The 24,676-nt window shown below is 62.5% G+C and carries 22 protein-coding genes; 4 read left to right on the top strand and 18 right to left on the bottom strand.

Annotation, left to right across the window (positions count from 1 at the left end; all coding sequences use genetic code 11):
- Nucleotides 1-108 precede the first annotated feature (108 nt).
- Nucleotides 109-1,293: an amino acid aminotransferase gene (locus AC1VON_RS20575; protein ID WP_483124666.1), complete on the top strand. Its 1,185-nt coding sequence runs from the start codon at nucleotides 109-111 to the stop codon at nucleotides 1,291-1,293.
- Nucleotides 1,294-1,373: 80 nt separating this feature from the next.
- Nucleotides 1,374-2,198, top strand: a complete 825-nt coding sequence (gene mazG, locus AC1VON_RS20570; RefSeq protein WP_483124665.1) for a nucleoside triphosphate pyrophosphohydrolase — start codon at nucleotides 1,374-1,376, stop codon at nucleotides 2,196-2,198.
- Nucleotides 2,199-2,258: 60 nt separating this feature from the next.
- Here mazG and hflX read toward each other — a convergent pair whose 3' ends face one another.
- The 8 genes from hflX to dusB form a co-directional block, all read right to left on the bottom strand.
- Nucleotides 2,259-3,650, bottom strand: coding sequence for a GTPase HflX (gene hflX / locus AC1VON_RS20565; protein ID WP_483124664.1), 1,392 nt, complete (start codon nucleotides 3,648-3,650; stop codon nucleotides 2,259-2,261).
- On the bottom strand, nucleotides 3,651-3,896 hold the full coding sequence (gene hfq, locus AC1VON_RS20560; RefSeq protein ID WP_006202172.1) for an RNA chaperone Hfq: 246 nt from the start codon (nucleotides 3,894-3,896) through the stop codon (nucleotides 3,651-3,653).
- A gap of 145 nt (nucleotides 3,897-4,041) precedes the next feature.
- Nucleotides 4,042-4,905 carry a D-amino-acid transaminase gene (locus AC1VON_RS20555; RefSeq protein WP_483124663.1) on the bottom strand — a complete coding sequence of 288 codons (864 nt, stop codon included), beginning with the start codon at nucleotides 4,903-4,905 and terminating at the stop codon, nucleotides 4,042-4,044.
- A gap of 101 nt (nucleotides 4,906-5,006) precedes the next feature.
- Entirely contained in the window at nucleotides 5,007-6,368 is a 1,362-nt protein-coding gene (gene ntrX, locus AC1VON_RS20550) for a nitrogen assimilation response regulator NtrX (RefSeq protein WP_010909346.1), read from the bottom strand.
- On the bottom strand, nucleotides 6,358-8,643 hold the full coding sequence (locus AC1VON_RS20545; RefSeq protein ID WP_172350591.1) for a sensor histidine kinase NtrY-like: 2,286 nt from the start codon (nucleotides 8,641-8,643) through the stop codon (nucleotides 6,358-6,360). Before AC1VON_RS20545 ends, ntrX begins: the two co-directional genes overlap by 11 nt.
- Before the next feature lie 126 nt (nucleotides 8,644-8,769).
- Nucleotides 8,770-10,230: a nitrogen regulation protein NR(I) gene (gene ntrC / locus AC1VON_RS20540; protein WP_483124662.1), complete on the bottom strand. Its 1,461-nt coding sequence runs from the start codon at nucleotides 10,228-10,230 to the stop codon at nucleotides 8,770-8,772.
- Complete coding sequence (locus AC1VON_RS20535) at nucleotides 10,227-11,369, bottom strand: two-component system sensor histidine kinase NtrB (RefSeq protein ID WP_172350592.1); 1,143 nt, start codon at nucleotides 11,367-11,369, stop codon at nucleotides 10,227-10,229. The genes ntrC and AC1VON_RS20535 overlap by 4 nt, the downstream gene beginning before the upstream one ends.
- Nucleotides 11,366-12,394, bottom strand: a complete 1,029-nt coding sequence (dusB, locus tag AC1VON_RS20530) for a tRNA dihydrouridine synthase DusB (protein WP_483124661.1) — start codon at nucleotides 12,392-12,394, stop codon at nucleotides 11,366-11,368. The genes AC1VON_RS20535 and dusB overlap by 4 nt, the downstream gene beginning before the upstream one ends.
- A gap of 243 nt (nucleotides 12,395-12,637) precedes the next feature.
- On the opposite strand from dusB, the gene AC1VON_RS20525 reads away from it, so the two are divergent.
- Entirely contained in the window at nucleotides 12,638-13,861 is a 1,224-nt protein-coding gene (locus AC1VON_RS20525; RefSeq protein ID WP_483124660.1) for a bifunctional 2-C-methyl-D-erythritol 4-phosphate cytidylyltransferase/2-C-methyl-D-erythritol 2,4-cyclodiphosphate synthase, read from the top strand.
- On the top strand, nucleotides 13,858-14,367 hold the full coding sequence (locus tag AC1VON_RS20520) for a CinA family protein (RefSeq protein WP_172350595.1): 510 nt from the start codon (nucleotides 13,858-13,860) through the stop codon (nucleotides 14,365-14,367). The genes AC1VON_RS20525 and AC1VON_RS20520 overlap by 4 nt, the downstream gene beginning before the upstream one ends.
- Here AC1VON_RS20520 and AC1VON_RS20515 read toward each other — a convergent pair.
- The 10 genes from AC1VON_RS20515 to eno form a co-directional block, all read right to left on the bottom strand.
- Nucleotides 14,343-14,801 (bottom strand): type II toxin-antitoxin system RatA family toxin, encoded by a 459-nt coding sequence (locus tag AC1VON_RS20515; RefSeq protein WP_483124659.1) that lies wholly within the window; start codon nucleotides 14,799-14,801, stop codon nucleotides 14,343-14,345. The two genes, AC1VON_RS20520 and AC1VON_RS20515, sit on opposite strands and share 25 nt — an antisense overlap.
- A gap of 111 nt (nucleotides 14,802-14,912) precedes the next feature.
- On the bottom strand, nucleotides 14,913-15,878 hold the full coding sequence (gene lipA / locus AC1VON_RS20510; RefSeq protein ID WP_483124658.1) for a lipoyl synthase: 966 nt from the start codon (nucleotides 15,876-15,878) through the stop codon (nucleotides 14,913-14,915).
- Between the two features lie 137 nt (nucleotides 15,879-16,015).
- Nucleotides 16,016-16,273: a GlsB/YeaQ/YmgE family stress response membrane protein gene (locus AC1VON_RS20505; RefSeq protein ID WP_091586392.1), complete on the bottom strand. Its 258-nt coding sequence runs from the start codon at nucleotides 16,271-16,273 to the stop codon at nucleotides 16,016-16,018.
- A gap of 99 nt (nucleotides 16,274-16,372) precedes the next feature.
- The gene (gene lpdA / locus AC1VON_RS20500) at nucleotides 16,373-17,836 is read right to left on the bottom strand and encodes a dihydrolipoyl dehydrogenase (RefSeq protein WP_172350598.1); all 1,464 of its coding nucleotides are present in this window, start codon (nucleotides 17,834-17,836) and stop codon (nucleotides 16,373-16,375) included.
- A 16-nt stretch (nucleotides 17,837-17,852) separates the two neighbouring features.
- Nucleotides 17,853-18,488: an SGNH/GDSL hydrolase family protein gene (locus AC1VON_RS20495; protein ID WP_483124657.1), complete on the bottom strand. Its 636-nt coding sequence runs from the start codon at nucleotides 18,486-18,488 to the stop codon at nucleotides 17,853-17,855.
- Nucleotides 18,489-18,735: 247 nt separating this feature from the next.
- Nucleotides 18,736-20,118, bottom strand: coding sequence for a pyruvate dehydrogenase complex dihydrolipoamide acetyltransferase (locus tag AC1VON_RS20490; RefSeq protein ID WP_483124656.1), 1,383 nt, complete (start codon nucleotides 20,116-20,118; stop codon nucleotides 18,736-18,738).
- 18 nt (nucleotides 20,119-20,136) lie between these two features.
- Complete coding sequence (locus AC1VON_RS20485; RefSeq protein ID WP_483124655.1) at nucleotides 20,137-21,522, bottom strand: pyruvate dehydrogenase complex E1 component subunit beta; 1,386 nt, start codon at nucleotides 21,520-21,522, stop codon at nucleotides 20,137-20,139.
- Between the two features lie 14 nt (nucleotides 21,523-21,536).
- Complete coding sequence (pdhA, locus tag AC1VON_RS20480) at nucleotides 21,537-22,574, bottom strand: pyruvate dehydrogenase (acetyl-transferring) E1 component subunit alpha (protein ID WP_056567938.1); 1,038 nt, start codon at nucleotides 22,572-22,574, stop codon at nucleotides 21,537-21,539.
- Between the two features lie 193 nt (nucleotides 22,575-22,767).
- Entirely contained in the window at nucleotides 22,768-23,091 is a 324-nt protein-coding gene (locus AC1VON_RS20475) for an FtsB family cell division protein (protein WP_483124654.1), read from the bottom strand.
- 158 nt (nucleotides 23,092-23,249) lie between these two features.
- Nucleotides 23,250-24,524 carry a phosphopyruvate hydratase gene (gene eno, locus AC1VON_RS20470; protein ID WP_483124653.1) on the bottom strand — a complete coding sequence of 425 codons (1,275 nt, stop codon included), beginning with the start codon at nucleotides 24,522-24,524 and terminating at the stop codon, nucleotides 23,250-23,252.
- Nucleotides 24,525-24,676: the final 152 nt, after the last annotated feature.

Below are 24,676 nucleotides of genomic sequence, written 5' to 3'. Positions count from 1 at the left end.
TCGAAAGGCCACACACTTGGGTGCCGCCTTCTGTTTCGCACAACTAAAACCGCTGGCGAAGCGCCTTCTATTTGCGTATCACTCCGCCGCGCCAACGGAACCATAACGATGTTTGAAGACCTGCAGCCTGCTCCCGCCGACAAGATCCTGGCCCTGATCGGCCTTTATCGCGCCGATCCGCGTACCAACAAGGTCGACCTCGGCGTTGGGGTCTACAAGGATCGCGATGGCAAGACGCCGGTGATGCGCGCGGTTCGCGAGGCCGAAAAGCGGCTGCTCAACGGCCAGGACACCAAGACCTATCTCGGGCTGGCCGGCGATACCGCGTTCAACGCGGTGATGGCCAAGCTCGCCTTCGGCCCCGGTGCAGACATGACGCGCATCCGGGCGGCACAGGCGCCCGGCGGCTCCGGTGCCTTGCGCCTTGTGGCGGAGTTGCTGAAGCGGACGCGTTCGGACGCAACCGTCTGGCTGTCGGACCCGACCTGGCCGAACCATATGCCGGTGATGCGTGCCGCCGGCCTGCAAATCAGCGAATATCCTTATTTCGATGCGGCCTCGGGAGCGGTTCGTTTCGACGACATGCTGACGGCGTTGCGGACGGCACAGAGCGGCGACGTGGTGCTGCTGCATGGCTGCTGCCACAACCCGACCGGCGCCAACCTGGATGCGGCGCAGTGGGAGGCCGTCACCGATCTGGTCGTCGAGCGCGGTCTGTTGCCGTTCGTCGACATCGCCTATCAGGGCTTTGGCGACGGCCTCGAGGCCGATGCTCTCGGCTTGCGCCTGCTGGCGGTGAAAGTGCCGGAAATGGTCGTCGCGTCGAGCTGCTCGAAGAATTTCGCCGTCTACCGCGACCGTGTCGGCGCGGCGATGGTCCTGGCCAGGGACGGCGCACAGGCCGATGTGGCGATGAGCCAGATGCTGTCGGCGGCGCGCGCCATGTATTCGATGCCGCCGGACCATGGTGCCGCGGCGGTGCGCATCGTCCTGGAAGACGCCACCTTGCGTGCCGACTGGGAAGCGGAGCTGGAAGAGATGCGCCTGCGCATGCTTCGGCTTCGCGTCCAGTTCGCCGAGGCATTGCGCCGGCAATCCAACTCCGACCGCTTCGACTTTGTCGCCAGCCATCGCGGCATGTTCTCGCGACTTGGCCTCACGGAAGCGCAGGTCGAGCGGCTGCGCACCGAACATGGCGTCTACATGGTCGGCGACAGCCGCATCAACGTCGCCGGGCTGCCTGAAGACGGCATGGATGACCTCGCCAAGGCCATCGTCTCCGTGATCGACTGAAGCGGCTCACCTGTGGACAAGGCCCCCTCGCCGGCTGACAACATTGGCCGCGCGTCGGGCCGCAGGATAGCATGCGCCGCATGACGCCATCGAAAGACATTTCGCGCCTGATCGAGATCATGGCGGCGCTGCGCGCGCCGAAGACAGGCTGTCCCTGGGACATCGAGCAGGATTTCTCGACCATCGCCCCCTACACGATCGAGGAAGCCTATGAGGTGGCGGATGCCATCGCCCGTGGTGATCTCGATGACCTGCGCGACGAACTCGGCGATCTCCTGCTGCAGGTCGTCTATCATGCGCAAATGGCCGAGGAAGCGGGCGAATTCGCCTTCCCGGACGTGGTCCAGGCCATCACCACCAAGATGATCCGTCGCCACCCGCATGTCTTTGGCGACGAAAAGGCCCGCAGCGCCGGCATGGCCAAGGGCATGTGGGAAAAGATCAAGGCCGAGGAGAAGGCGGAGAAGCGGCAAGCCCGCCTCGCGCGCGGTCTCGACCCCGAAGACAATGGCAAAGGGTTTCTGGACAGTGTTCCGGTCGCCCTGCCCGCTTTGACGCGGGCGCTAAAACTTCAGGAGAAGGCTGCGCGTGTCGGCTTCGACTGGAGCGAGGCGGCCCCCATCCTCGACAAGATCGAGGAAGAGATCGGCGAATTGCGCGAGGCACTTGCCAAGGGCGACACGGCGTCGATCAAGGACGAGTTCGGCGACATGCTGTTCGCCGTCGTCAATCTCGGGCGGCATCTCAAGCTCGATTCGGAAGCGGCGCTGAGCGGTACGAATGAGAAATTCCGCTCACGCTTCCACTATGTCGAGCAGGCCCTGGAAAAGTCAGGTAATACGCTGGAAAAGGCCACCCTGGCCGAGATGGAAGCGCTCTGGCAGGAAGCGAAGGGCGCGAAGTAGACCTGTCAGCCGGCAATTCCAGACGGAGTGCGCTGCACGCTTTCCCGGAATTACTCCGGGCTACCCATTGTTTTTACGACGCAATCGGCTCTCGATCTCTTCGCGCGCACTTTGTGTCGCCTTGAGCGAGATGGTGGCGCTGCCGTCGTCATTGTCGGTGCGCGCAACAATATCGCCATTGCGATAAAGCCAGTCGACAAGACCGAACTGCGCCGGCTCGATCGTCACCGTCAGGTCTTCGAGTTCGCCCGCCATGCGTGTCTCGATGATTGACTTTAGCGCATCGATGCCCTCGCCGGTTACCGCAGATACGGCGATCGGCGGCCCCTTGTTGCCGTCGGCGGCGTCGGCAAGCAGGCGGTTCCTGTTGCCTTCGTCGAGCAGATCGATCTTGTTCCAGACTTCGATCACGCGCTTGGTATCGCCGGCGTCGACACCGAGGTCGGCCAGGATGCGTTCGACATCCTCGGCCTGTGCGGCCGTGTCGGGATCGGAAATGTCGCGCAGGTGGATGACGAGATCGGCCTCGACCACCTCTTCCAGCGTCGCGCGAAAGGCGGCGATCAGATGGGTCGGCAGGTCCGAGATGAAACCGACCGTGTCCGACAGGATGATCGGCGTGCCATGCGGCAGGCGCACGCGGCGCAGCGTCGGGTCGAGCGTGGCGAACAGCATGTCCTGCGCCAGTACGTCCGCTCCGGTCAGCCTGTTGAACAGGGTCGATTTGCCGGCATTGGTGTAGCCGACGATCGCCACCACCGGGAACGGCACCTTCTTGCGCTTGGCGCGGTGCAGATCGCGGGTACGACGAACCGTTTCCAGCTCGTGCTTCAGCTTGATGATCTTTTCCTGCAATTGCCGCCGGTCGGATTCGATCTGGGTTTCGCCGGGGCCGCCGAGGAAGCCGGCACCGCCGCGCTGACGTTCAAGGTGGGTCCAGCTGCGGACAAGGCGGCCCTTCTGGTAGTTGAGATGGGCAAGTTCGACCTGCAGCGTGCCTTCCTTGGTGCGGGCGCGCTCGCCAAAGATCTCGAGGATCAACCCGGTGCGGTCGAGTACCTTGGCATGTAGCTCCTTCTCGAGATTGCGCTGCTGCACCGGGGTCAGAGGATGGTCGACGATGACCAGCTCCGCGTCCTTCTCCTTGACGATCTCGGCAAACTCTTCGACCTTGCCACTGCCGAGCAAGGTCGCCGGGCGTGGGTCGTTGACGGTCACGACGGCCGTATGGACGGGGTCGAGATTAATGGCCCGGGCAAGGCCGACCGCCTCGTCGTGACGGGCTTCAGCCGACCGCGTCAACCGAGGTCGGTTGGTGTCGTCGTCGCCGCGCGGCTGGCGGGTAAGCACGGGCACAATGACGACAGCCCGGGTCGGCCCCTTGGCTTCCGTCCCGGGATGATGCGCTGGTTTTCCGCGGACCGTAGCGTCCGCGTCTTTCTCACGTGCCAATCAGGCGCCCTGGCTTTCCTCGCCATCGAACATCTGAACCGGCTGGCTCGGCATGATCGTGGAAATGGCGTGCTTGTAGACGAGCTGGGAGTGACCGTCGCGGCGCAGCAGCACACAAAAATTGTCGAACGAAGTGACCACGCCGGTCAGCTTCACGCCATTGATGAGGAAGATGGTGAGCGGGTTCTTGCTCTTGCGAACTGAATTCAGGAACAGGTCCTGAAGGTTTTGCGATCGTTCCGCCATTGTTCTTGTCTTTCGCCGATCCCCTTCGGTTTGCTGGCCAATGCGCCAAATTGTCGGGCACATGTCAAGCACGCAAACACCGTCTTGTCGTCAGTAACGACAAGCAGAACGAGATATATTGATGTTCATTCCACCTGTGCGGTTATCAGGCTGGACTTTTTTCCGCAACGTCAAAAAAGGCTTGCCGCAACGAAAGTGTTATTGAGCCGGGGTGTCCATTGGCGACCGGATCGCCGTCGATCGATACGACCGGCATGGCAATCGTGGTCGCGGAACTGATGAAAGCCTCGCGCGCCGTCTTGGCCTCGGCAACGGAAAAACCGCGCTCCTCGATCTTCAGACCGAGCTTTGCCGCCACCTCGAACATGGTCGTGCGGGTGATGCCGCGCAGGATGCCATGGTCGGCCGGCCTGGTGACCAGGACGCCGTCCCTGGTGACGATCCAGGCGTTCGACGACCCGCCTTCCTTGACGTTGCCGTCGGTGTCGACGAACCATGCCTCCTGGGCGCCCGCTTCCTTGGCTTTCTGCTTGGCCAATACATTGGGCAGCAGTCCGACGCTCTTGATGTCAACCCGGTCCCAGCGGTTCTCCGGCACGGTGATGACCGCGATGCCTGTTTCGGCCCGCTTTGTACCGGCGGCGGGATCGGCCTTCTTGGCTGTCACCACCAGGGACGGCTTGGTGTCCGCCGACGGGAAGACAAAGTCGCGGCTGGCAACGCCGCGCGTCACCTGGACATAGACCAGACCGTTGACGACATGGTTGCGGTTGACCACTTCGCGCAGGATGAGCGGCAGCACGTTGCGCGCGACCGGCCAGGCGATCGACAGTTCGGTCAGCGAGCGGTTCAGCCGCGCAAGGTGGCGCGGCATGTCGACGATGAAGCCGCGCGCCACCTCGCAGACCTCATAGACGCCGTCGGCGAATTGATAGCCGCGATCCTCGATATGCACGGAAGCATCCGCGTGAGCGACGTAGCGCCCGTTGACATAAGCAATGCGCGGCATTGGCGACCCCTGGAGAACTCTCGGGCTTTCTTATGCGATTCCGCCTTGGCCGTAACCGGCAAATGCTTGGCCCAGGCGTGGCTGAACAGACATCGCGCCTGTCAAACTCCCAGCGACTTCAGCTTGCGGTGCAGGGCCGAGCGTTCCATGCCGATGAACTCGGCGGTCTTCGAGATGTTGCCGCCAAAGCGGTTGATCTGGGCGATCAGATAGTCCTTCTCGAACTGCTCACGCGCCTCGCGCAGCGGCAGCGCCATGATGTGCTGGTCGGACTGATTCGGCGTGCGCGGCATGACATCGCCGATCTCTGACGGCAGCAGGTCCGCGGTGATGGGCGCATCGACGTCGTCGCCCCGCGCCAGGATCATCAGCCGCTCGACATTGTTGCGCAGCTGGCGGACGTTCCCTGGCCAGTTGTGCGCCTGCAGCACGGCCAGCGCGTCATCGCCGATGCGACGCGGCTTGATACCGGCCTGGCGGGCGATCTGCTTCATGAAATTGTCGACGAGATAGGGAATATCCTCGCGCCGCTCGGCCAGTCCCGGCACCATCACGGGAACCACAGCCAAGCGATGATAGAGATCCTCGCGGAAACGGCCGTCGGCAATCATGGCTTCCAGGTTCTGCGAGGTCGAGGAGATGATGCGGACATCGACCTTGACCCGCTTGGTGCCCCCTACCCGCTCGAACTGCTGCTCGACCAGCACGCGCAAAATCTTGTTCTGCGTCTCGCGCGGCATGTCTGCCACTTCATCGATATAGAGGATGCCGCGATGGGCTTCTTCCAGCGCGCCGACCTTGCGCTCGACACCGTTCGATTCGGTGCCGAACAGTTCGATCTCCATGCGCTCGGGCGTGATGTTGGCGGCGCTCAGCGTCACGAACGGCGCGCCCTTGCGGGCCGACAGCGTGTGGATGGCGCGCGCCGCCAGTTCCTTGCCCGAGCCGGACGGGCCGATGATCATGACACGGCTGTTGGTCGGCGCGACGCGCTCGATGGTCTGACGCAACTGGCTCATCGCCGACGACATGCCGATCAAGTCGAAGGTCTCGCCGCTGCGCTGCTTGAGGTCGGACACCTCGCGCCTCAGTTTCGAGGTTTCGAGCGCGCGCTCGGCAATGAGGATCAGCCTATCGGCCTTGAACGGCTTCTCGATGAAATCATAAGCGCCACGACGGATGGCGGAGACCGCCGTTTCGATGTTTCCGTGGCCGGAGATCATCACCACCGGCAAGGTTGGATGCATGGTCTTGATCTCGTCCAGCAGCGCCAACCCGTCCAGACGCGAACCCTGCAGCCAGATGTCGAGGAAAATCAATCTCGGCGCCCGATCGGCTATGGCAGCTAGCGCGCTGTCGGCGTCGAACGCCGTGCGGGTTTCGTGACCTTCGTCGCTCAGGATGCCTGCGACGAGCTCGCGGATGTCTTCCTCGTCATCGACGATGAGAATATCAGACGCCATTACCGACCTTTTCAGTTTCTCTTTCGTGTTCCGTCTTGGCCTCACCGCGCGGCGGCGTGGCGGCCGCGGGCGGCAGGATGATGCTGATCATCGCGCCGCGCCCGCCATGGAAGTCCGCAGGTGCATCATGAAGTTCCAGCCGGCCGCCATGGTCCTCCACGATCTTCTTGACGATAGCGAGACCAAGCCCGGTGCCCTTCTCTCGTGTGGTCATATAGGGCTCGAGCAGCCGTTGGCGATTCTCCCGCGGCAGGCCTTTGCCATTGTCGATGACGTCGATACGAATCGCGCCATTCTGACGGCCGGCTTGAATCCGGATTATGCCGTGCGAACCATCCTTCTGTTCCAGTCCATCGATCGCTTCGGCGGCATTCTTGATCACATTGCCGAAAGCTTGCGCCAGAAGGCGGCTGTCGAACGTGCCCTTGAGCGGTTCGTTGCCGAATATCCGCTCGAACGTGATGTCGGCCCGGCTGACTTCGACCAGGAACGATGCCTCGCGCAGCGATTCGCGCAGATCGATGGCCTTCATCTCGGGCTTTGGCATACGGGCAAAAGCCGAAAATTCGTCGACCATGCGGCCGATATCCTCGACCTGCCGGATGATGGTGTCGGTGCATTGATCGAAAACCTCGCGGTCCTCGGTGATGACCTTGCCGTAACGGCGCTTGATGCGTTCGGCCGAAAGCTGGATCGGCGTCAGCGGGTTCTTGATCTCGTGGGCGATGCGGCGCGCCACATCGGCCCAGGCGGAAGAACGCTGCGCCTGAACCAGATCGGTGATGTCGTCGACCGTCACGACGTAGGATTTCTCCTCCGATCCGTCATCGCCCGCCTCGATGGTGATCTGCACGTTGAAGGTGCGCTCGGTGCCGGCGCGGAAGAATGTCACCTGCTCGCGGTAGACGGGTTTGCCTGACTGGCGGCCGATCTCGAAGACGCGGCCGACATGCGGCAGAATGGCGGAAAGATTCTGTCCGAGCGCGGCACTGGCGGAGATGGCCAGCATCGATTCGGCCGAACGGTTGACGATGGTGATGATGCCGTAGGGATCGACGCCGATGACGCCGGCGGTGACACCGGCAAGCACGGCTTCGGAAAAGCGCCGCCGCTCGTCGATCAGGTCCTTTGCCGACAGGATCTCGTTGCGTTGCGATTTGAGCTCGAGCAGCATCTTGTTGAAGGTGTCGCCGAGCGAGGCGACATCGCCATCGGAAGGCCTGACGGGGACAGCGACGTCGAGATTGCCGGTCGCCACCTCGTCGGCGGCACCGATGAGCTGGCGAATCGGCCGCACGAGACGGTCGGCGACGGCAATGCCGGTCCAGATCGCCGACAGGATGATGATCAGGGTCAGCGACAGATATGGCAGCGCGAAGGCCACTTGCGAGGTGCGCCTGTTGTCTTCGAGATTGCGGTACTCGTCCGTGTTGGACCTGACGATCTGGCGCGCCTTGATCACCTCGGGATCGACCAATCGGATGGTGTAGAGGTAAAGGCCCTCGATCTCACGCAGCTTGACGATGGCACCCATGATGTTGCGGGTGCGCGGCTCTATCAGCACCGGCCTGCCGTCGGTGGCGCTGCTGACCGAGCCTTCCGGCGGTTCCGGCATGGCGAAATCGGCATCGGTCTGGGCGCTCATGACGAACGAGCCGTCGGGTTTGATCAGCGCCGCGTGGGCCAGCGACCGGCCCACCGCCTCCTTGTTGAGGAGGTCGAGAAAGCCTGTGCGATCAAGGCCATAGAGCGTGCGCGACGCATCGAGGTCATAGGCCATCGACAGCGTCGTGCCTTGCAGATTGCGGGCGTTTTCCTGGACATAGGCATCGGCGATCGACAGCGAGGAATTGACGATCGTCTTGGTGCGAATCTCGAACCAGCGGTCGAGGCCGATATCGAGCGTGATCGAGGCGATGATCGCCACCATGATGGCGGGAATGGCGGCAACCAGCGCGAACATCGCAACGATGCGCACATGCAGCCGCGAGGCCGCCTTTCCGTGCCGGCGCGCCATGACGATGCGATGCACCTCGCGCCCAACCAGGGCGCTGAGGAAGATCACGAAAGCGGCGTTGAGCGCGATCAGCGCCCAGGTCGTCCTGGCGTCAGGCGCGATCGGCGTCGCACCGACCAGGATGGTGAAGGAGATGGCCGCCATGACCAGCGCGCCGACGACCGCCACCACGCCGGGCAGCGCCAGCAAGCGGCGCCCGTCGCGCGCGCCGGGTTCGCTGAAGAGCGGTTGGTCGAGTACAGGTGCCTGCGGAGCCATATCGCCTTGGAGCCAATGATTGCGTCCGATCTATGCAACGCATTGTGGCGATTATGCAACAAGTGTGACAATGGCGGAAATCTTTCGCCGCTCAGTCCCCTGAAAAGAGCGGGATCGGATCAGCGCTCAGCCTGGCCGCGATGATTTATAGACATTGACGCCGAGTTCGCGAATCTTCTTGCGCAGCGTGTTGCGGTTCAGGCCCAGCAGCTCCGCCGCCTTGATCTGGTTGCCGCGAGTCGCCGTCATCGAGGCCAGGACCAGCGGATATTCGACTTCGGACAGGATGCGCTGATAGAGTCCGGCGGGCGGCAATTCGCCGGCAAACGAGGCGAAATAGCGCTGCAGGAAATGCTCAACCGCCTGGCCGATGGAGAGGTCGTCGGGGATGAGGTTGCCGACGCCGGGGACCACGGGCCGTTCCCCGGTCTTGAGCTCCGCCTCGATGATCTCGGCGGAAATCTCGTCCTGCGAATAGAGCGCGGCGAGCCGGCGAACGAGGTTTTCCAGTTCGCGCACATTGCCGGGCCATGGGTAACGCTTCATCAGTTCAATGCCGCCGGAAGAGATGCGTTTGGTCTGCAGACCCTCCATCTCGCCAAGCTTGAAGAAGTGGCGCACGAGGTCAGGCACGTCCTCGGAGCGCTCACGCAATGCCGGCAGCCTGAGCGGCACGACGTTGAGGCGGTAGAACAAATCCTCGCGGAACAGTCCCTGGTTGATCAGGGTGCGCAGATCCTTGTTGGTGGCGGCGACAATGCGCACGTCGGTCTTGATCGGCGTGCGGCCGCCGACCGTCGTGTATTCGCCCTGCTGCAGGACGCGCAGCAGGCGCGTCTGCGCCTCCATAGGCATGTCGCCGATCTCGTCGAGGAACAGGGTGCCGCCCTCGGCTTGCTCGAAACGGCCGGTGGAGCGGTTCTGGGCGCCGGTGAAGGCGCCCTTCTCGTGGCCAAACAGCTCCGATTCGATCAGGTCGCGCGGAATCGCCGCCATGTTGATGGCGACGAACGGCCCGCCACGACGGCGGCCATATTCATGCAGCGCACGCGCCACCAGTTCCTTGCCGGTGCCGGATTCACCCGAGATCATCACCGTCAGGTCAGTCTGCATCATGCGTGCCAGCATGCGGTAGATGTCCTGCATGGCCGCCGAACGGCCGACCAGCGGCATCGTTTCGGGCTGCTCATCCGGCCGCGCATCGATCTTCGGCCGCCTTGGCTCCGACAGCGCCCGGTTGACGATGTTGAGGAGTTCGGTCAGGTCGAACGGTTTTGGCAGATATTCATAGGCGCCGGTCTCGGATGCGCGAATCGCCGTCATGAACGTGTTTTGGGCGCTCATCACGATAACGGGCAGCTCCGGCCGCGCCTTCTTGATGCGCGGCAGCATGTCGAAGGCGTTTTCGTCCGGCATCACCACGTCTGTGATGACAAGGTCGCCCTCACCCGCCGCCACCCAGCGCCACAAGGTCGAGGCGTTGGAGGTTACGCGCACCTCATGGCCGACGCGAGAGAGGGCCTGATTGAGCACGGTGCGGATCGCCGCATCGTCATCGGCGACGAGAATATTGCCGCGAACCGTCATTTGCGGTCTCCTTCACCGTCTTCTTCAGCGCCGAACGGCGTTTCCTTCCAGGCCGGCATCAGGATGCGGAAAGTGGTTCCGCGCGGGGTCGAGTCGCATTCGATGATGCCGCCATGCTCGCCGACGATTTTGGCGACCAATGCCAGCCCCAGCCCAGAGCCGTTCGGCTTGGTGGTGATGAAGGGATCGAAAAGAATCGGCAGGATATCCTCCGAGACGCCGGAGCCGTTGTCGCGGACGCAGAATTCCAGCGGCAGCGATACGCGGTCCTGCGTTCCGGGAACCGAAACGCGAATGCCCGGCCGGAAGGCGGTCGACAGCACGATCTCCCCTTGCGGGTCGCTGCCGATCGCCTCAGCAGCGTTCTTGACCAGGTTCAGGAACACCTGGATCAGCTGGTCGCGATTGGCGAATACCGGAGGCAATGATGGATCATAGTCCTCCATTATCTTGATTTTCTTTGCAAAACCGTTCTTGGCAATCGCCTTGACGTGGTCGAGCACGACATGGATGTTGACGGGGTATCGATCGATCGGCCGCTCGTCGGAAAACACCTCCATGCGATCGACCAGCGACACGATACGGTCCGTCTCGTCGGTGATCAGCCGGGTCAGCGCGCGGTCTTCATCGGAGGCGGACAGTTCGAGCAACTGGGCGGCACCGCGAATGCCGGAAAGCGGGTTCTTGATCTCATGGGCAAGCATCGCCGCCAGGCCGGTCACCGAGCGCGCCGCACCACGATGCGTCATCTGCCGGTCGATCTTGTCGGCCATCGAGCGTTCCTGGAACATGACCACGACGGAGCCCGGGAATTCCGGCACCGGCGCGACATAGAGATCGACGACCTTCTCGATGCCGAGGCGTGGCGACGACACATCGACGCGATACTCGTTGACCGGAGCCCGGCGCTCGCGCACCTGATCGACAAGGGTCAGCAGCGGACTGCCGAAGGGGATCAGCTTGGACAGCGTGTTGCGCGCCAGCATGGTCGCGCTGGAGCGAAAGAAGTCCTCGGCATCGGCGTTGGCGAAGGTGATGAACCCCTCCTCGCTAATCATGATCACCGGACGCCGGATGGTGTTGAGAACGATCTGGGCGGCATCCGCCATTTCAGCGACCTGGCCTGCGGTGGCGTTCATGCGGCGCTCCTCAGGATCAAGGGTTGCGGATCGCGCGAGAACACATTTCGCAGCAAGGCAATGACGCGGTCCGGCTCGAACGTGGTCAGGATGGCTTTCCGGTCGTCGTCGGCAACGCCAACGGCATGGCGATCGAGATACCAGCCCAGATGCTTGCGCGCCTGCCGCAAGCCGCTCTCGACACCATAAAGCGCCAGCATGTCCTCGTAGTGGGCGACAATATAGTCGGCCAATGCCGCGGGATTTTGCGGTACGTAGACGGCCGTTTCGCCTGCCGCCGCGGCTGCGATGCCACCGGCGATCCAGGGCGCGCCATAATGTGCGCGGCCGACCATCACCGCGTCGGCGCCGGATTGCTCTAGAATGGTGGCCGCTTCGGCCGGGGAGCAGACATCGCCATTGGCAACGACAGGAATCGACACAGCTTCCTTGACGCGAGCGATGGCACGCCAGTCGGCCTTGCCCTGATAGAACTGGCAGCGCGTGCGACCGTGCACCGTCACCATGCTGACGCCCGCCTGCTCGGCACGGCGCGCAAGGACCGGTGCGTTGAGCGCACCTTCGTCCCACCCAAGCCGCATCTTGACCGTCACCGGCACCTTCACCGCGCCAACCACGGCCTCGATCAAAGACAGTGCATGGTCGAGGTCGAGCATCAATGCCGAACCGGCATAGCCGCCGGTAACCTTCTTGGCCGGGCAGCCCATGTTGATGTCGATGATGTCGGCGCCCTCGCCAGCGGCGATCCGCGCGCCTTCGGCCATATGGGCCGCCTCGCGGCCGGCAAGCTGCACCATATGGACGGGCAGGCCGGAATGACGTATGCGCAGGTCGAAGCCGGCCCTGCCCTTGGCCAGTTCGCCGCTTGCCACCATTTCGGACACGACAAGGCCAGCGCCATGCGCATGGGCGCGTTGCCGGAAAGGCTCGTCTGTAATACCCGACATCGGCGCGAGGAACACGCGATTGCGGATTTCCACGCCGCCGACGTCGAGAGGCGCGGCCAATTTGGTCAGGTTAACCATGCACAAAAACCAAGCACGTCCATTCGTTGCACATTCTCTAGCCAGAACCGCCGCAATGTGCAACGCGGAATGACGCCACATTAAGGCGCAATTGGGAAAATGCCGGCCCTTCGGTTTTGTCGCGACCCCGGGCGCCCCGCGTCCTTGAGGACGCGTCGGGGACACTTTGGAATTCATATTTGACGCACGATCTTTTCGGAAAACCAATTACACTTTTGGGGATCGTGCGCTAAGCCAATCGCCATGACTGACGGAAGTGAAAACTCGAGCGCGACAGGTGGGGTTGCGGTGGTGATCGTCGCCGCCGGCCGCGGCGCTCGTGCCGGGCAGGCCAACGGACCCAAGCAGTACCAGAACATCGGCGACCGCGCGGTCATTGCGCATACGCTGGAGATGTTTCTTGCCCATCCGCAAACCGGCCAGATTGTCGTCGCCATCCACGCCGACGATCACGAACTGTTCCGGCAGGCGGCGGGTGCCCAGGCCCAGCGTGTCATCGCCGTCATCGGCGGGCCGACCAGGCAGGAGTCCGTCCGGCTCGGGCTGCTGGCGCTGAAGGGCCACGCGCCGGGCCAGGTTCTGATTCACGATGCCGTCCGCCCCTTCGTCGACGCGGACTTGATCGACCGCACCATCGCCGCCATCAGCGAACACGAGGGGGCGTTGCCTGCCCTGCCCGTCGCCGACACGCTGAAGCGCGAGTCGGCATCCGGCGTGGTCGCGGAAACCGTTTCCCGCAGCGGGCTGCACGCGGCGCAAACACCGCAAGGTTTTCCCTACGGGCCGATCCTCGCCGCACATGACAAGGCCCATCAGTTGGGCAAGCTCGATTTCACCGATGACGCGGCCATCGCCGAATGGGCGCATATTCCGGTCAAGCTCGTTCCGGGCTCGCCGGACAACGTCAAACTCACCTGGGCACGGGACATCGCCATGGCGCACCAGCGACTTTCCAGCGAACGAATACACTTCCCAGACATCCGCACCGGGAACGGCTATGATGTCCATGCCTTCGAGGCTGGCGATCACGTGACCCTGTGCGGCGTCGCCATTCCGCACGACAAGAAATTGTCCGGCCATTCCGATGCCGATGTCGGCCTGCACGCCTTGACCGATGCGCTGCTGGCGACCTGCGGCGCCGGCGACATCGGCACGCATTTTCCCCCGTCCGATCGACAGTGGAAGGGTGCCGCGTCGCGGATATTCGTCGAACATGCGGCGAGGGTGGTGCGCGAGCGCGGCGGACGCATCGCCAATGCCGACATTACGCTTATCTGTGAGGCGCCGCGCGTCGGCCCGCACCGCGAGGCGATGACATCGGCCCTTTCGCAGATGCTGGGGATTTCCGCCGACCGCATCTCGATCAAGGCGACAACCAACGAAAAACTCGGCTTCGTCGGCCGCGAGGAAGGCATCGCGGCGATCGCCACCGCGAGCGTGGTCTTTCCCGGCGAGGTGCCGGAATGAGCAATGGCGAGCTGGCAATTGCCCTGTTCGAGGCCTGCCGCGAGCGCGGCATCATGGTGGCCACGGCGGAAAGCTGCACCGGCGGCATGATCATTGCCGCGCTGACCGACATTGCAGGCTCCTCCGCCGTGGTCGATCGCGGCTTCATTACCTATTCCAATGAAGCCAAGATGGACATGCTTGGCGTTTCCGCTGCCACGCTCGACGCGCATGGCGCGGTTTCCCGCGAGACAGCGATCGAGATGGCCGCCGGTGCGCTTTCCCGCTCGCGCGCAGGGTTGACCCTGGCGGTTACCGGAATCGCCGGGCCCGGCGGCGGTTCGGCGGAAAAACCTGTCGGCCTGGTCTGGTTTGGCGTCGGCCTTGCTGGGCAAACGGTGACCGCCGAACGCCAGCTGTTCGCCGACAACGGCCGTGCTTTCATCCGCCGCGAAACGGTCAGGCAAGCGCTGGAGTTGGGTCTGCGTGCGCTCGGCCAGCATCAGGCCGGCGGCGCAACCCCATAGATGACGTCGGCGCGCTTTTCGAAAGCCTCGGCGAACATGCGAAAGGCACGGTCGAACATGGTGCCCATCACCGCGCCCAGGATGCGGCTCTTGAACTCATAGTCGATGAAGAAGCGGACGGCACAGCCGGCGCCATCGGGCTCGAAACGCCAGACGTTGCTCAGATATTTGAACGGGCCGTCGATGTACTTTACGTCGATGGCGTTCTCGTCGGGCTTCAGCAGCACTTGCGTCGTGAAGGTTTCGCGGATGGCCTTGTAGCCGATGCTCATATCGGCGACGAGAACGGTGCGCGCATCACGCTCCTTGCGCGAGCGCACCGTCAGCGCTTCGCAAAGCGGCAGGAATTGCGGATAGGCCTCGACATCGGCAACCAGCGCAAACATCTGCTGCGGCGTATGGGTAACGCGGCGGGTGGCTTCGAATTTCGGCATGAACCAGCCCTAAAGCGGGTCGCGTCGAAACGGATTCACGCGACGCGCTTCAGAATCTTTGTTTTTATGCATGTCGTTCTCCCAAACCGAGGTCACTTTGGGCGACATGCATCAGAGCGATTTCTGGAGCTGCGCTTCCCGCGCCGCGCGTAGCCGGGCGAAATCGTCGCCGGCGTGATGCGATGAGCGCGTCAGCGGACTCGATGCCACCAGCAGAAAACCCTTGGTCCGGCCGATCGTCTCAAAGGATTTGAATTCCTCCGGGGTGACGAAGCGGATCACCGGGTGGTGCTTCTTCGACGGCTGCAGATATTGGCCGATGGTCATGAAGTCGACATTGGCCGAACGCAGATCGTCCATCAGCTGCAGGATTTCATTCCGCTCCTCGCCCAGCCCGACCATGATGCCGGACTTGGTGAAGATCGACGGATCGAGTTCCTTGACCCGCTGCAACAGCCGGATCGAGTGGAAATAGCGAGCACCCGGCCGGACCTTAAGATAGTTGGACGGCACTGTTTCGAGATTGTGGTTGAAAACGTCGGGCTTGGCCGCCACGACGATCTCAAGCGCACCGTCCTTGCGCAGGAAATCCGGCGTCAGGATTTCTATCGTGGTCGACGGCGTTACCGCCCGGATGGCCCGGATCACGTCGGCGAAGTGCTGAGCGCCGCCATCGGCGAGATCGTCGCGGTCGACGGAGGTGATGACGACGTGGCTGAGCCCCATCTGCTTGACGGCATGCGCGACGCGGGCAGGCTCACCAGGATCAAGCGCGGTTGGAATGCCGGTGGCGACATTGCAGAAGGCACAGGCGCGGGTGCAGATCTCGCCCATGATCATGAATGTGGCGTGCTTCTTTTCCCAGCATTCACCAATGTTGGGGCACCCAGCCTCTTCGCAGACCGTCACCAGCTTGTGGGATTTGACGATCTCACGCGTCTCGGCATAGCCCTTCGAGACCGGCGCCTTGACGCGGATCCAATCCGGCTTGCGCAAAACTTCCTGGTCGGGCTTGTGCGCCTTCTCGGGGTGCCGCAACCGCGGCGCGTTGGCGATCGTGTCTAGGACCGTGACCATCTGAACCTTGGCTTTTCTCGCGATCGCCTGTCGGCGATCGTCACTTTAACGTCATCTAGGACTTTTCGGCGCAAAGAAAAAGGCTGCAGCGGCGCATGCCGCTACAACCGTTTTCGCATAGCCGCAACGATATGCCTTTAACGGCGCACCAGGCGTCCGACCCAGATCAGCAGGCAGGCACCGATGAAGCCGGTGATCAGGTAGGCAATCCAGCCGACGCCGAATGGACCGAAATTGAGCGCCTGCAGGATGGCGTTCAATACCACCGCACCAACGATGCCCATGATAATGTTCATGAAAATGCCGGTGTTGCTCTTCATGAACATTTCGGCGAACCAGCCTGCCAGGCCGCCAATGATGATGGCTGCGATCCAGCCCACGCCGTTCAAGTGCATATGCCTTCTCCTTGCGCGCGTAAAAATGCATCCGGAAATGAACTGCCTTGCCGCCGAGTTCCCAGGGCTTTCGCGGCTGAGTCTCTTGCGGCGAATCTATCATGCGTTCAACGCGCGGCCATAGGCGTCGAGCACGCTTTCCTTCATCATCTCCGACAGCGTCGGATGCGGGAAGACGGTGTGCATCAGCTCCTCTTCCGTCGTCTCAAGGTTCATCGCCACGACAAAGCCCTGGATCAGCTCGGTCACTTCGGCGCCCACCATATGGGCACCGAGCAACTGACCGGTCTTCTTGTCGAAGATGGTCTTGATGAAGCCCTGGTCCTCGCCAAGCGCGATCGCCTTGCCGTTGGCGGCGAACTGGAAGCGGCCGACGCGGATATCCTTGCCCTCGGCCTTGGCCTTGGCTTCCGTCAGGCCGACGGAGGCGACCTGCGGATTGCAGTAGGTGCAACCGGGGATCTTGAGCTTGTCGATGGCATGCACGCCGGGGAAATTCGCGATCTTCTCTACACATACGACGCCCTCATGCTCGGCCTTGTGGGCAAGCATTGGCGGGCCGGCGACATCGCCGATGGCGTAGATGCCCGGTACATTGGTCTTGCCGTAACCGTCGACGACGACGCAGCCGCGGTCGGTCTTCACACCAAGCGCTTCAAGCCCAAGATTCTCGATGTTGCCTTGCACGCCGACGGCCGAAATCATGCGGTCGGCGGTGATCTTCTCGACCTTGCCGTCCTTCATCTCGACATGCGCGGTGACCGAATTGGCTCCCTTTTCGACCTTGGTCACCTTGGCCTCGAGGATGATCTTCATGCCTTGCTTCTCGAACTGTCTTTGCGCGAATTTCGAGACTTCGGCATCCTCGACCGGCATCACCGCCGGCAACAATTCGACGACCGTTACGTCGGCACCCATGGTGCGGTAGAAGGAAGCGAATTCGATGCCGATGGCGCCCGAGCCCATCACCAGCAGCGATTTTGGCATCTCCTTCGGCACCATGGCTTCAAAATAGGTCCAGATCAGCTTGCCGTCCGGCTCGATGCCAGGCAGCGCGCGGGGCCGCGCACCGGTCGCCAGGATGATATGTTTGGCGGTGTAGGTGCCCTCGCCCTTGACGCCCTTCGGCACCGGCGGCTGCGGCTCCATCGGCTTCTTGGCCGTCTTGGAGACGACGATCTCGCCCAATTTGTCGCCAGAAGGAGCCTTCGACAGCTTGGCTTCGCCCCAGATGACGTCGACCTTGTTCTTCTTCATCAGGAAGGCAACGCCGCCATTGAGCCGCAGCGAGACTTTGCGCGACCGGTCGACGACAGCCGACGTGTCGACACTGACCTTGCCGTCGAGCTTCAGGCCATAGTCCTTCAAATGATCGGAATAGTGCATGATCTCGGCCGAGCGCAGCAGCGCCTTGGTTGGAATGCAGCCCCAGTTGAGGCAGATGCCGCCGAGATGCTCCCGCTCGACGATCGCCGTCTTGAAGCCGAGCTGGGCGGAACGCACCGCCGTGACATAGCCGCCCGGGCCGGAGCCGATGATGATGACGTCGTAGTTCTCAGCCACGGTTTTTCTCCTTCAATCACAATTCCAGCATGACGCGCACGACCGGTGCCAGCGCCTTGCCGATGTTTCGCGTGTTTTCGGCGTCGAGATGGACGCCATCGAGCGGTGTGGTTTGCGCCACGGTGCCGGCATCGAAGAAACCGCAGCCGACTTCGTCGGCCAACGCCGCATATTGCGGTGCCAGATGCCTGGAAGCATCGTCGCCGCCGGCGAACATTTCCTTGAAGTCGGCATTTTCGGTGCGGCTTACAACGGGCGGCGACACAATGAGTATCTGTGGCGCCGGCCAGTCGAACGGATAGTCATGGCCACGCACGATGTCGATCAATCGCTGGATGCCTTGCTTGGCCGCGACCGGGTTGCCGTGGATCCACGGCTTCATGTCGTTGGCGCCGAGCATGATGACGATCAGGTCGATCGGTGCGTGCGTCGTCAGCACCGTCGGCAACACCCGCGCGCCATTGCGATCCGCCCCAGCCAGATGATCGTCGAAGGCCGTGGTGCGGCCGTTGAGGCCATCGGCGATGACCTGGACGCCGTCGCCAAGCCCAGCCTGCAGCAAGCTTGGCCAGCGATCCTGCAGCGCATGGCGGCCACCCTCGGCATTGTAACCCCAGGTCAGAGAATTGCCGTAGCAAAGCACCGTCTTCATCCGTTCAACCCGTCCTTGCTTCAATCAAACCGGGCCCTGCTCGCCAGCGCACGAAAAGCCATCGCACAACGAGAGGACGAGGGTGGAGACAACCGTCACCAATGCTGAGAGCAAGAACACCAGAATGTACTCTCCCTGTGCGTTGGCGATGACAGCCGGTTGCTGCGCCACCAACGCCGCCGGCGAATCCGGAAAGGATGGAGACGAAAAGGCTGGTGAAGAATTTCCGCACCGCCTCTCCCCTTGCCTAGACCAGCATGCCCATCGGATTCTCGATCAACCGCTTGAAGGCGACCAGCAGTTCGGCGCCAAGTGCCCCATCGACGGCACGATGGTCCGTCGACAGCGTCACCGACATCACGGTGGCTATTCTGATCTCGCCGTTCTTGACCACGGCCCGCTCCTCGCCGGCACCCACCGCCAGGATCGTCGCATGCGGCGGGTTGATGACGGCGGCGAAGTCCTTGATGCCGAACATGCCGAGGTTCGACACCGCCGTGGTGCCGCCCTGATACTCTTCCGGCTTCAGCTTGCGGCTGCGCGCACGGCTCGCCAGATCCTTCATCTCGTTGGAGATGGTGGACAGCGACTTCTCGTCGGCATGCCGAATGATCGGCGTGATCAGGCCACCGGGGATCGAGACGGCGACGCCGACATCGGCATGCTTGTGCTTGACCATGGCGCTTTCGGTCCATGAGGCATTGGCATCCGGCACCGCCTTGAGCGCCATGGCCATCGCCTTGATGACCATGTCGTTGACCGACAGCTTGTAGGCGGGAGCCTCGCCCTTGTCGGTCTTCTTCACCGGGGCGGCGGCATTGATCTGCGTGCGCAATGCCAGCAGCGCGTCGAGCTCGCAGTCGAGCGTCAGGTAGAAATGCGGAATGGTGGTCTTGGCCTCGACGAGGCGGCGCGCGATGGTCTTGCGCATGTTGTCGTGCGGGACGAGGTCGTAGGAACCCTCCTCGAACAGCTTCAGCACCTGGTCGTCCGACATCGCCTTCACGGCAGGAGCGGAAGCAGCAGCCGGCGCGCCGGCCGGAGCCTTGGCCGGTGGCGCCGCCTTGGCGCCGCCACCGGCAATCGCCGCGTCGACGTCGGCCTTCACCACCCGCCCATGCGGGCCGGTGCCGGTCACACCAGACACATCGACGCCGGCCTCCTTGGCGATACGGCGCGCAAGCGGCGAGGAGAAGGTGCGCTCGCCAGCCGCATGACCATTGGCGGCCGGAGCCGCCTTGGGCGCGGGGGCGGCAGGTTCGGCCTTTGGCGCCTCGGCCTTCGGCGCCTCGGCCTTTGGTGCTTCAGCCTTGGCATCCGCCTTCGGCGCCTCGGCTTTCGCCGGTGCGGCACCACCACCGCTTTTTGCGGCGGCGCCTGCGTCCTCGCCTTCGGCGGCAAGGACCGCAATCAGCGCATTGACCTTGACACCTTCGGTGCCGGCAGGGACGACGAGCTTGGCGACCGTGCCCTCATCGACGGCTTCGACTTCCATCGTCGCCTTGTCGGTCTCGATCTCGGCGATGACGTCGCCTGGCGAAACCTTGTCGCCTTCCTTGACCAGCCACTTCGAAAGATTGCCCTCTTCCATCGTGGGCGAGAGCGCCGGCATGGTGATGTTGATTGGCATTTTGACCTCCCGCCCGGTTCAGCGATACGTGACGGCTTTGACCGCCTCGATGACCTCGCCGACATTCGGCAATGCCAGTTTTTCGAGGTTGGCCGCATAAGGCATCGGCACATCCTTGCCGGCAATGGTGATGACCGGCGCGTCGAGGAAATCGAAGGCGCGCTGCGAGACCTGGTTGGCGATGTGGTCGCCGACCGAGTTCTGCGGGAAGCCCTCTTCCACCACGACCAGGCGGTTGGTCTTCTTGACCGAGGCGATGATCGTGTCGAGGTCGAGCGGGCGGATGGTCCTGAGATCGATGATCTCGGCGTCGATGCCCATGCCGCGCAATTCCGCCTCCGCCTTGACCGCATAGGTCATGCCGATCCCGAACGAGACGATGGTGACGTCCTTGCCTTGCTTGTGGATGCGCGCCTTGCCGATCGGCAGCACGAAATCATCGAGCTTCGGCACGTCGAAGGACTGGCCGTAGAGGATTTCGTTCTCGAGGAAGATGATCGGGTTGGGATCGCGGATCGCTGCTTTCAGCAAGCCCTTGGCGTCAGCGGCCGTATACGGCATCACAACCTTCAGGCCCGGAATGTGGCTGTACCAGGCGGCGTAGCATTGCGAGTGCTGGGCGGCGACACGGGCGGCAGCGCCGTTCGGCCCGCGAAACACGATCGGCGCGCCCATCTGGCCGCCCGACATATAGAGCGTTTTGGCTGCCGAATTGATGATCTGGTCGATCGCCTGCATGGCGAAATTGAAGGTCATGAACTCGACGATCGGCTTCAGCCCGGCCATCGCCGCACCGACGCCGACGCCGGCAAAACCGTGCTCGGTGATCGGCGTGTCGACGACGCGACGCGGTCCGAATTCCTGCAGCAACCCTTGCGTGATCTTGTAGGCGCCCTGGTATTCGGCGACCTCTTCACCCATGACGAAGACATCGCCGTCGCGGCGCATCTCCTCGGCCATGGCATCGCGCAGCGCTTCGCGCACCGTGGTCGAGACCATCTCGGTGCCGGCAGGAATATCCGGATCGGCGGCGATCTCGGTCTTCGGTGCCGCCGCGACTGGTGCCGCGGCCTCGCTCTTGGCCGCAACCGGTGCCGGTGCAGCCGTTTCAGCCTTGGCGGGCTCTTCGCCGATGCCTTCGCCGGCCTTGTCGGTGTCTTCGCCTTCAACCGCAAGCACGGCGATCACCGCATTGACCTTGACGCCTTCGGTGCCGGCTGGAACCACGATCTTGGCCAGAGTGCCTTCATCGACAGCTTCGACTTCCATCGTCGCCTTGTCGGTTTCGATCTCGGCGATGATGTCGCCGGCGACAACCTTGTCGCCCTCGTTCTTCAACCACTTGGAAAGATTGCCCTCTTCCATGGTCGGCGAGAGAGCGGGCATGAGAATTTCGATCGGCATGTCCTGGCCCTCCCTTACAATACGATATCGGTCCAGAGCTCGGACGGATCCGGCTCCGCATCGTTCTGGGCAAACTCGGCTGCGTCGGCAACGATGTCGCGAACCTCCTTGTCGATGGTCTTCAATTCGTCCTCGGTCGCCCACTTCTTCTCGATCAGCCGCGCCTTGACCTGCTCGATCGGGTCATGCTCGGAGCGCATCTTCTGCACTTCTTCCTTCGAGCGGTATTTCGCCGGATCCGACATCGAGTGGCCGCGATAGCGATAGGTCTGCATTTCGAGGATCAGCGGGCCATTGCCGGCACGGCACCATTCGGTGGCGAGCTCGCCGGCGGCCTTGACCGCGCGCACATCCATGCCGTCGACCTGGATACCTGGAATCTTGAAGGACGCACCCCGATGCGAGAAATCCGTCTCCGCGGAAGAGCGCGAAACCGACGTGCCCATGGCGTAGCGGTTGTTCTCGATGATGTAGATCACCGGCAGCTTCCATAGCGAGGCCATGTTGAAGCTTTCATAGACCTGGCCCTGGTTGGCGGCGCCATCGCCGAAATAGGTCAGCGAGACATTGTTGTTGTCGCGGTAGCGATTGGCGAAGGCCAGCCCGGTGCCGAGCGACACCTGTGCGCCGACAATGCCGTGGCCACCGTAAAAATGCTTCTCCTTGGAGAACATATGCATGGAGCCGCCCTTGCCCCGCGACAGGCCGCCACGGCGACCAGTCAGTTCAGCCATGACGCCGCGCGGTGAAAGCTCCATCGCCAGCATGTGGCCGTGGTCGCGATAGGCGGTGATCATCTGATCGCCCTCGATCAGCGCCATCTTCATGCCGGTGACGACCGCTTCCTGACCGATATAGAGATGGCAGAAGCCGCCGATGAAGCCCATGCCGTAGAGCTGGCCGGCCTTTTCCTCGAAGCGGCGGATGAGCAGCATATGCCGGTAGGCGGCAAGCTCTTCGTCCTTGGTGAATTCAGCGGGCTTGGGCGCGGAAAGACCCGATTTGCCGTCGGATTTCGATTTGGCAGGCGCTTTTCTGGCTGCGGTGGCCATGCATCACTCCCTGTTGGCGTCTCTTTGCGGACATTAGGGCAGGATGAAATCCGCCCTGGGAAGATCAGCTCTCCCCACCGATTTATGCAAGGCTAACACGCGTTACAGCGTTGCGCCATGACGAATTTGCATAGCTGGCATGCGCCTAAGCGATTAAAATCATTGAAAATATTGCTGATTAACTGAAATACGGTTATTTCACCGAAGCAGGCAACATGATGGTGATCTCATCGGCCTGGGACAGATTGAGCGCCCTGCGCGCCTGCTCGTCGAGCATGTCCTTCTCCAGCGTGCCGTCATGCATAAGCCGAACGCGCCGCTCGAGCTCCATCCGCCGCGCCTTGACGGCATCGAGCTGCGCCTGCAGCGCGACCGTCTGGGCTTCCAGCTGATATTTCGAATTGATGCCGAATTCGCCGTGATAGGCATGGAAGCCGAAATAGGCCAGGAACACGACGCAAAGCGAAGGGATGATCAGCCGACCGGTATTTCTCTGCTTGTGCTGACGCGTCCACATCGCCCGTTCCTCGCAGCCGCGAACTCAGGCGGCTCACGATCTTTTTCACCCGATTGTGCTTAACGGACGGTTACGGAGCCCTGCCCGGCGACAACGAAATGAAAAAGGGCGGGAATGATCCCGCCCTTCGTGCAACATCCGAGTTCAGTGTTTTCGGATCAGCCCTTGATCACCGACCTGCCGGCGTAACGCGCCTGCTTGCCGAGCTCTTCCTCGATGCGGATCAACTGGTTGTACTTGGCCATGCGGTCAGAGCGCGACAGCGAACCCGTCTTGATCTGCCCGCAATTGGTGGCGACGGCGAGATCTGCGATGGTCGAATCCTCGGTCTCACCGGAACGATGCGACATGACAGCGGTGTAGCCAGCCTTGTGGGCGGTCTCGACCGCGTCGAGCGTTTCGGTCAGCGAGCCGATCTGGTTGACCTTGACCAAGATCGAATTGGCAACGCCCATGCGGATGCCGTCGCGCAGGCGCGCCGTGTTGGTGACGAAAAGGTCGTCGCCGACCAGTTGCGTCTTCTTGCCGATCAGGTCGGTCAGGTATTTCCAGCCTTCCCAATCGTCCTCGGCCAAACCATCCTCGATCGTGATGATCGGATAGTCGGCGGCAAGCTTGGCAAGGTACTTGGCCTGCGCCTTGGGGTCACGCGTCTTCTTCTCGCCTTCATAGACATAATTGCCGTCCTTGAAGAACTCGGTGGCGGCACAATCGAGGCCGAGCGCGATCTCCTCGCCCGGCTTGAAGCCGGCCTTCTCGATCGATTCCATGATGAAATCGAGCGCCACCGGCGCGCTCTTCAGGTTCGGGGCGAAGCCGCCTTCGTCGCCAACGTTAGTGTTGTGGCCGGCATCCTTCAGCTTCTTGCGCAGCGTGTGGAAGATTTCCGAGCCCCAGCGCACGCCTTCGCGCAGCGTCGGCGCGCCGACCGGCAGGATCATGAACTCCTGGAAGTCGATCGGGTTGTCGGCATGCGCGCCGCCATTGATGATGTTCATCATCGGCACCGGCAGGATATGCGCCTTGGTGCCGCCGACATAACGGTAGAGCGGCAGGCCGGCGGCATCGGCCGCGGCCTTGGCCACCGCCAGCGAAACGCCAAGAATGGCGTTGGCGCCGAGCCGGCTCTTGTTGGGTGTGCCGTCGAGTTCGATCATCGTCTGGTCGATGTGGATCTGGTTTTCGGCTTCCATGCCGCCGATCGCCTCGAACAGTTCGCCGTTGACCGCCTCCACGGCCTTCAGCACGCCCTTGCCGAGATAGCGCGCACCGCCATCGCGAAGCTCGACGGCCTCATGGGCGCCGGTCGAGGCTCCTGACGGCACCGCGGCGCGGCCCATCGAACCGTCTTCGAGTACAACATCGACCTCGACGGTCGGGTTTCCACGGCTGTCCAGGATTTCACGTCCGACAATGTCGATGATGGCGGTCATTGCGATGTCCCCGATTGATCTGACGAAAGGTCGCGCCCGTCTTAGCCAAAGCGACGCAAAAGGCAATCCAGCCATGGCCGAATAGTGCCGCCGGCCCGATTCACGAAGCGCAAATTTCTGTCATCATAAGTCATGCGCCCGGACATCAATTT

Source organism: Mesorhizobium sp. HAY1-8B (assembly GCF_056868045.1).
This window is presented reverse-complemented; position numbering and strand designations above follow the sequence as displayed.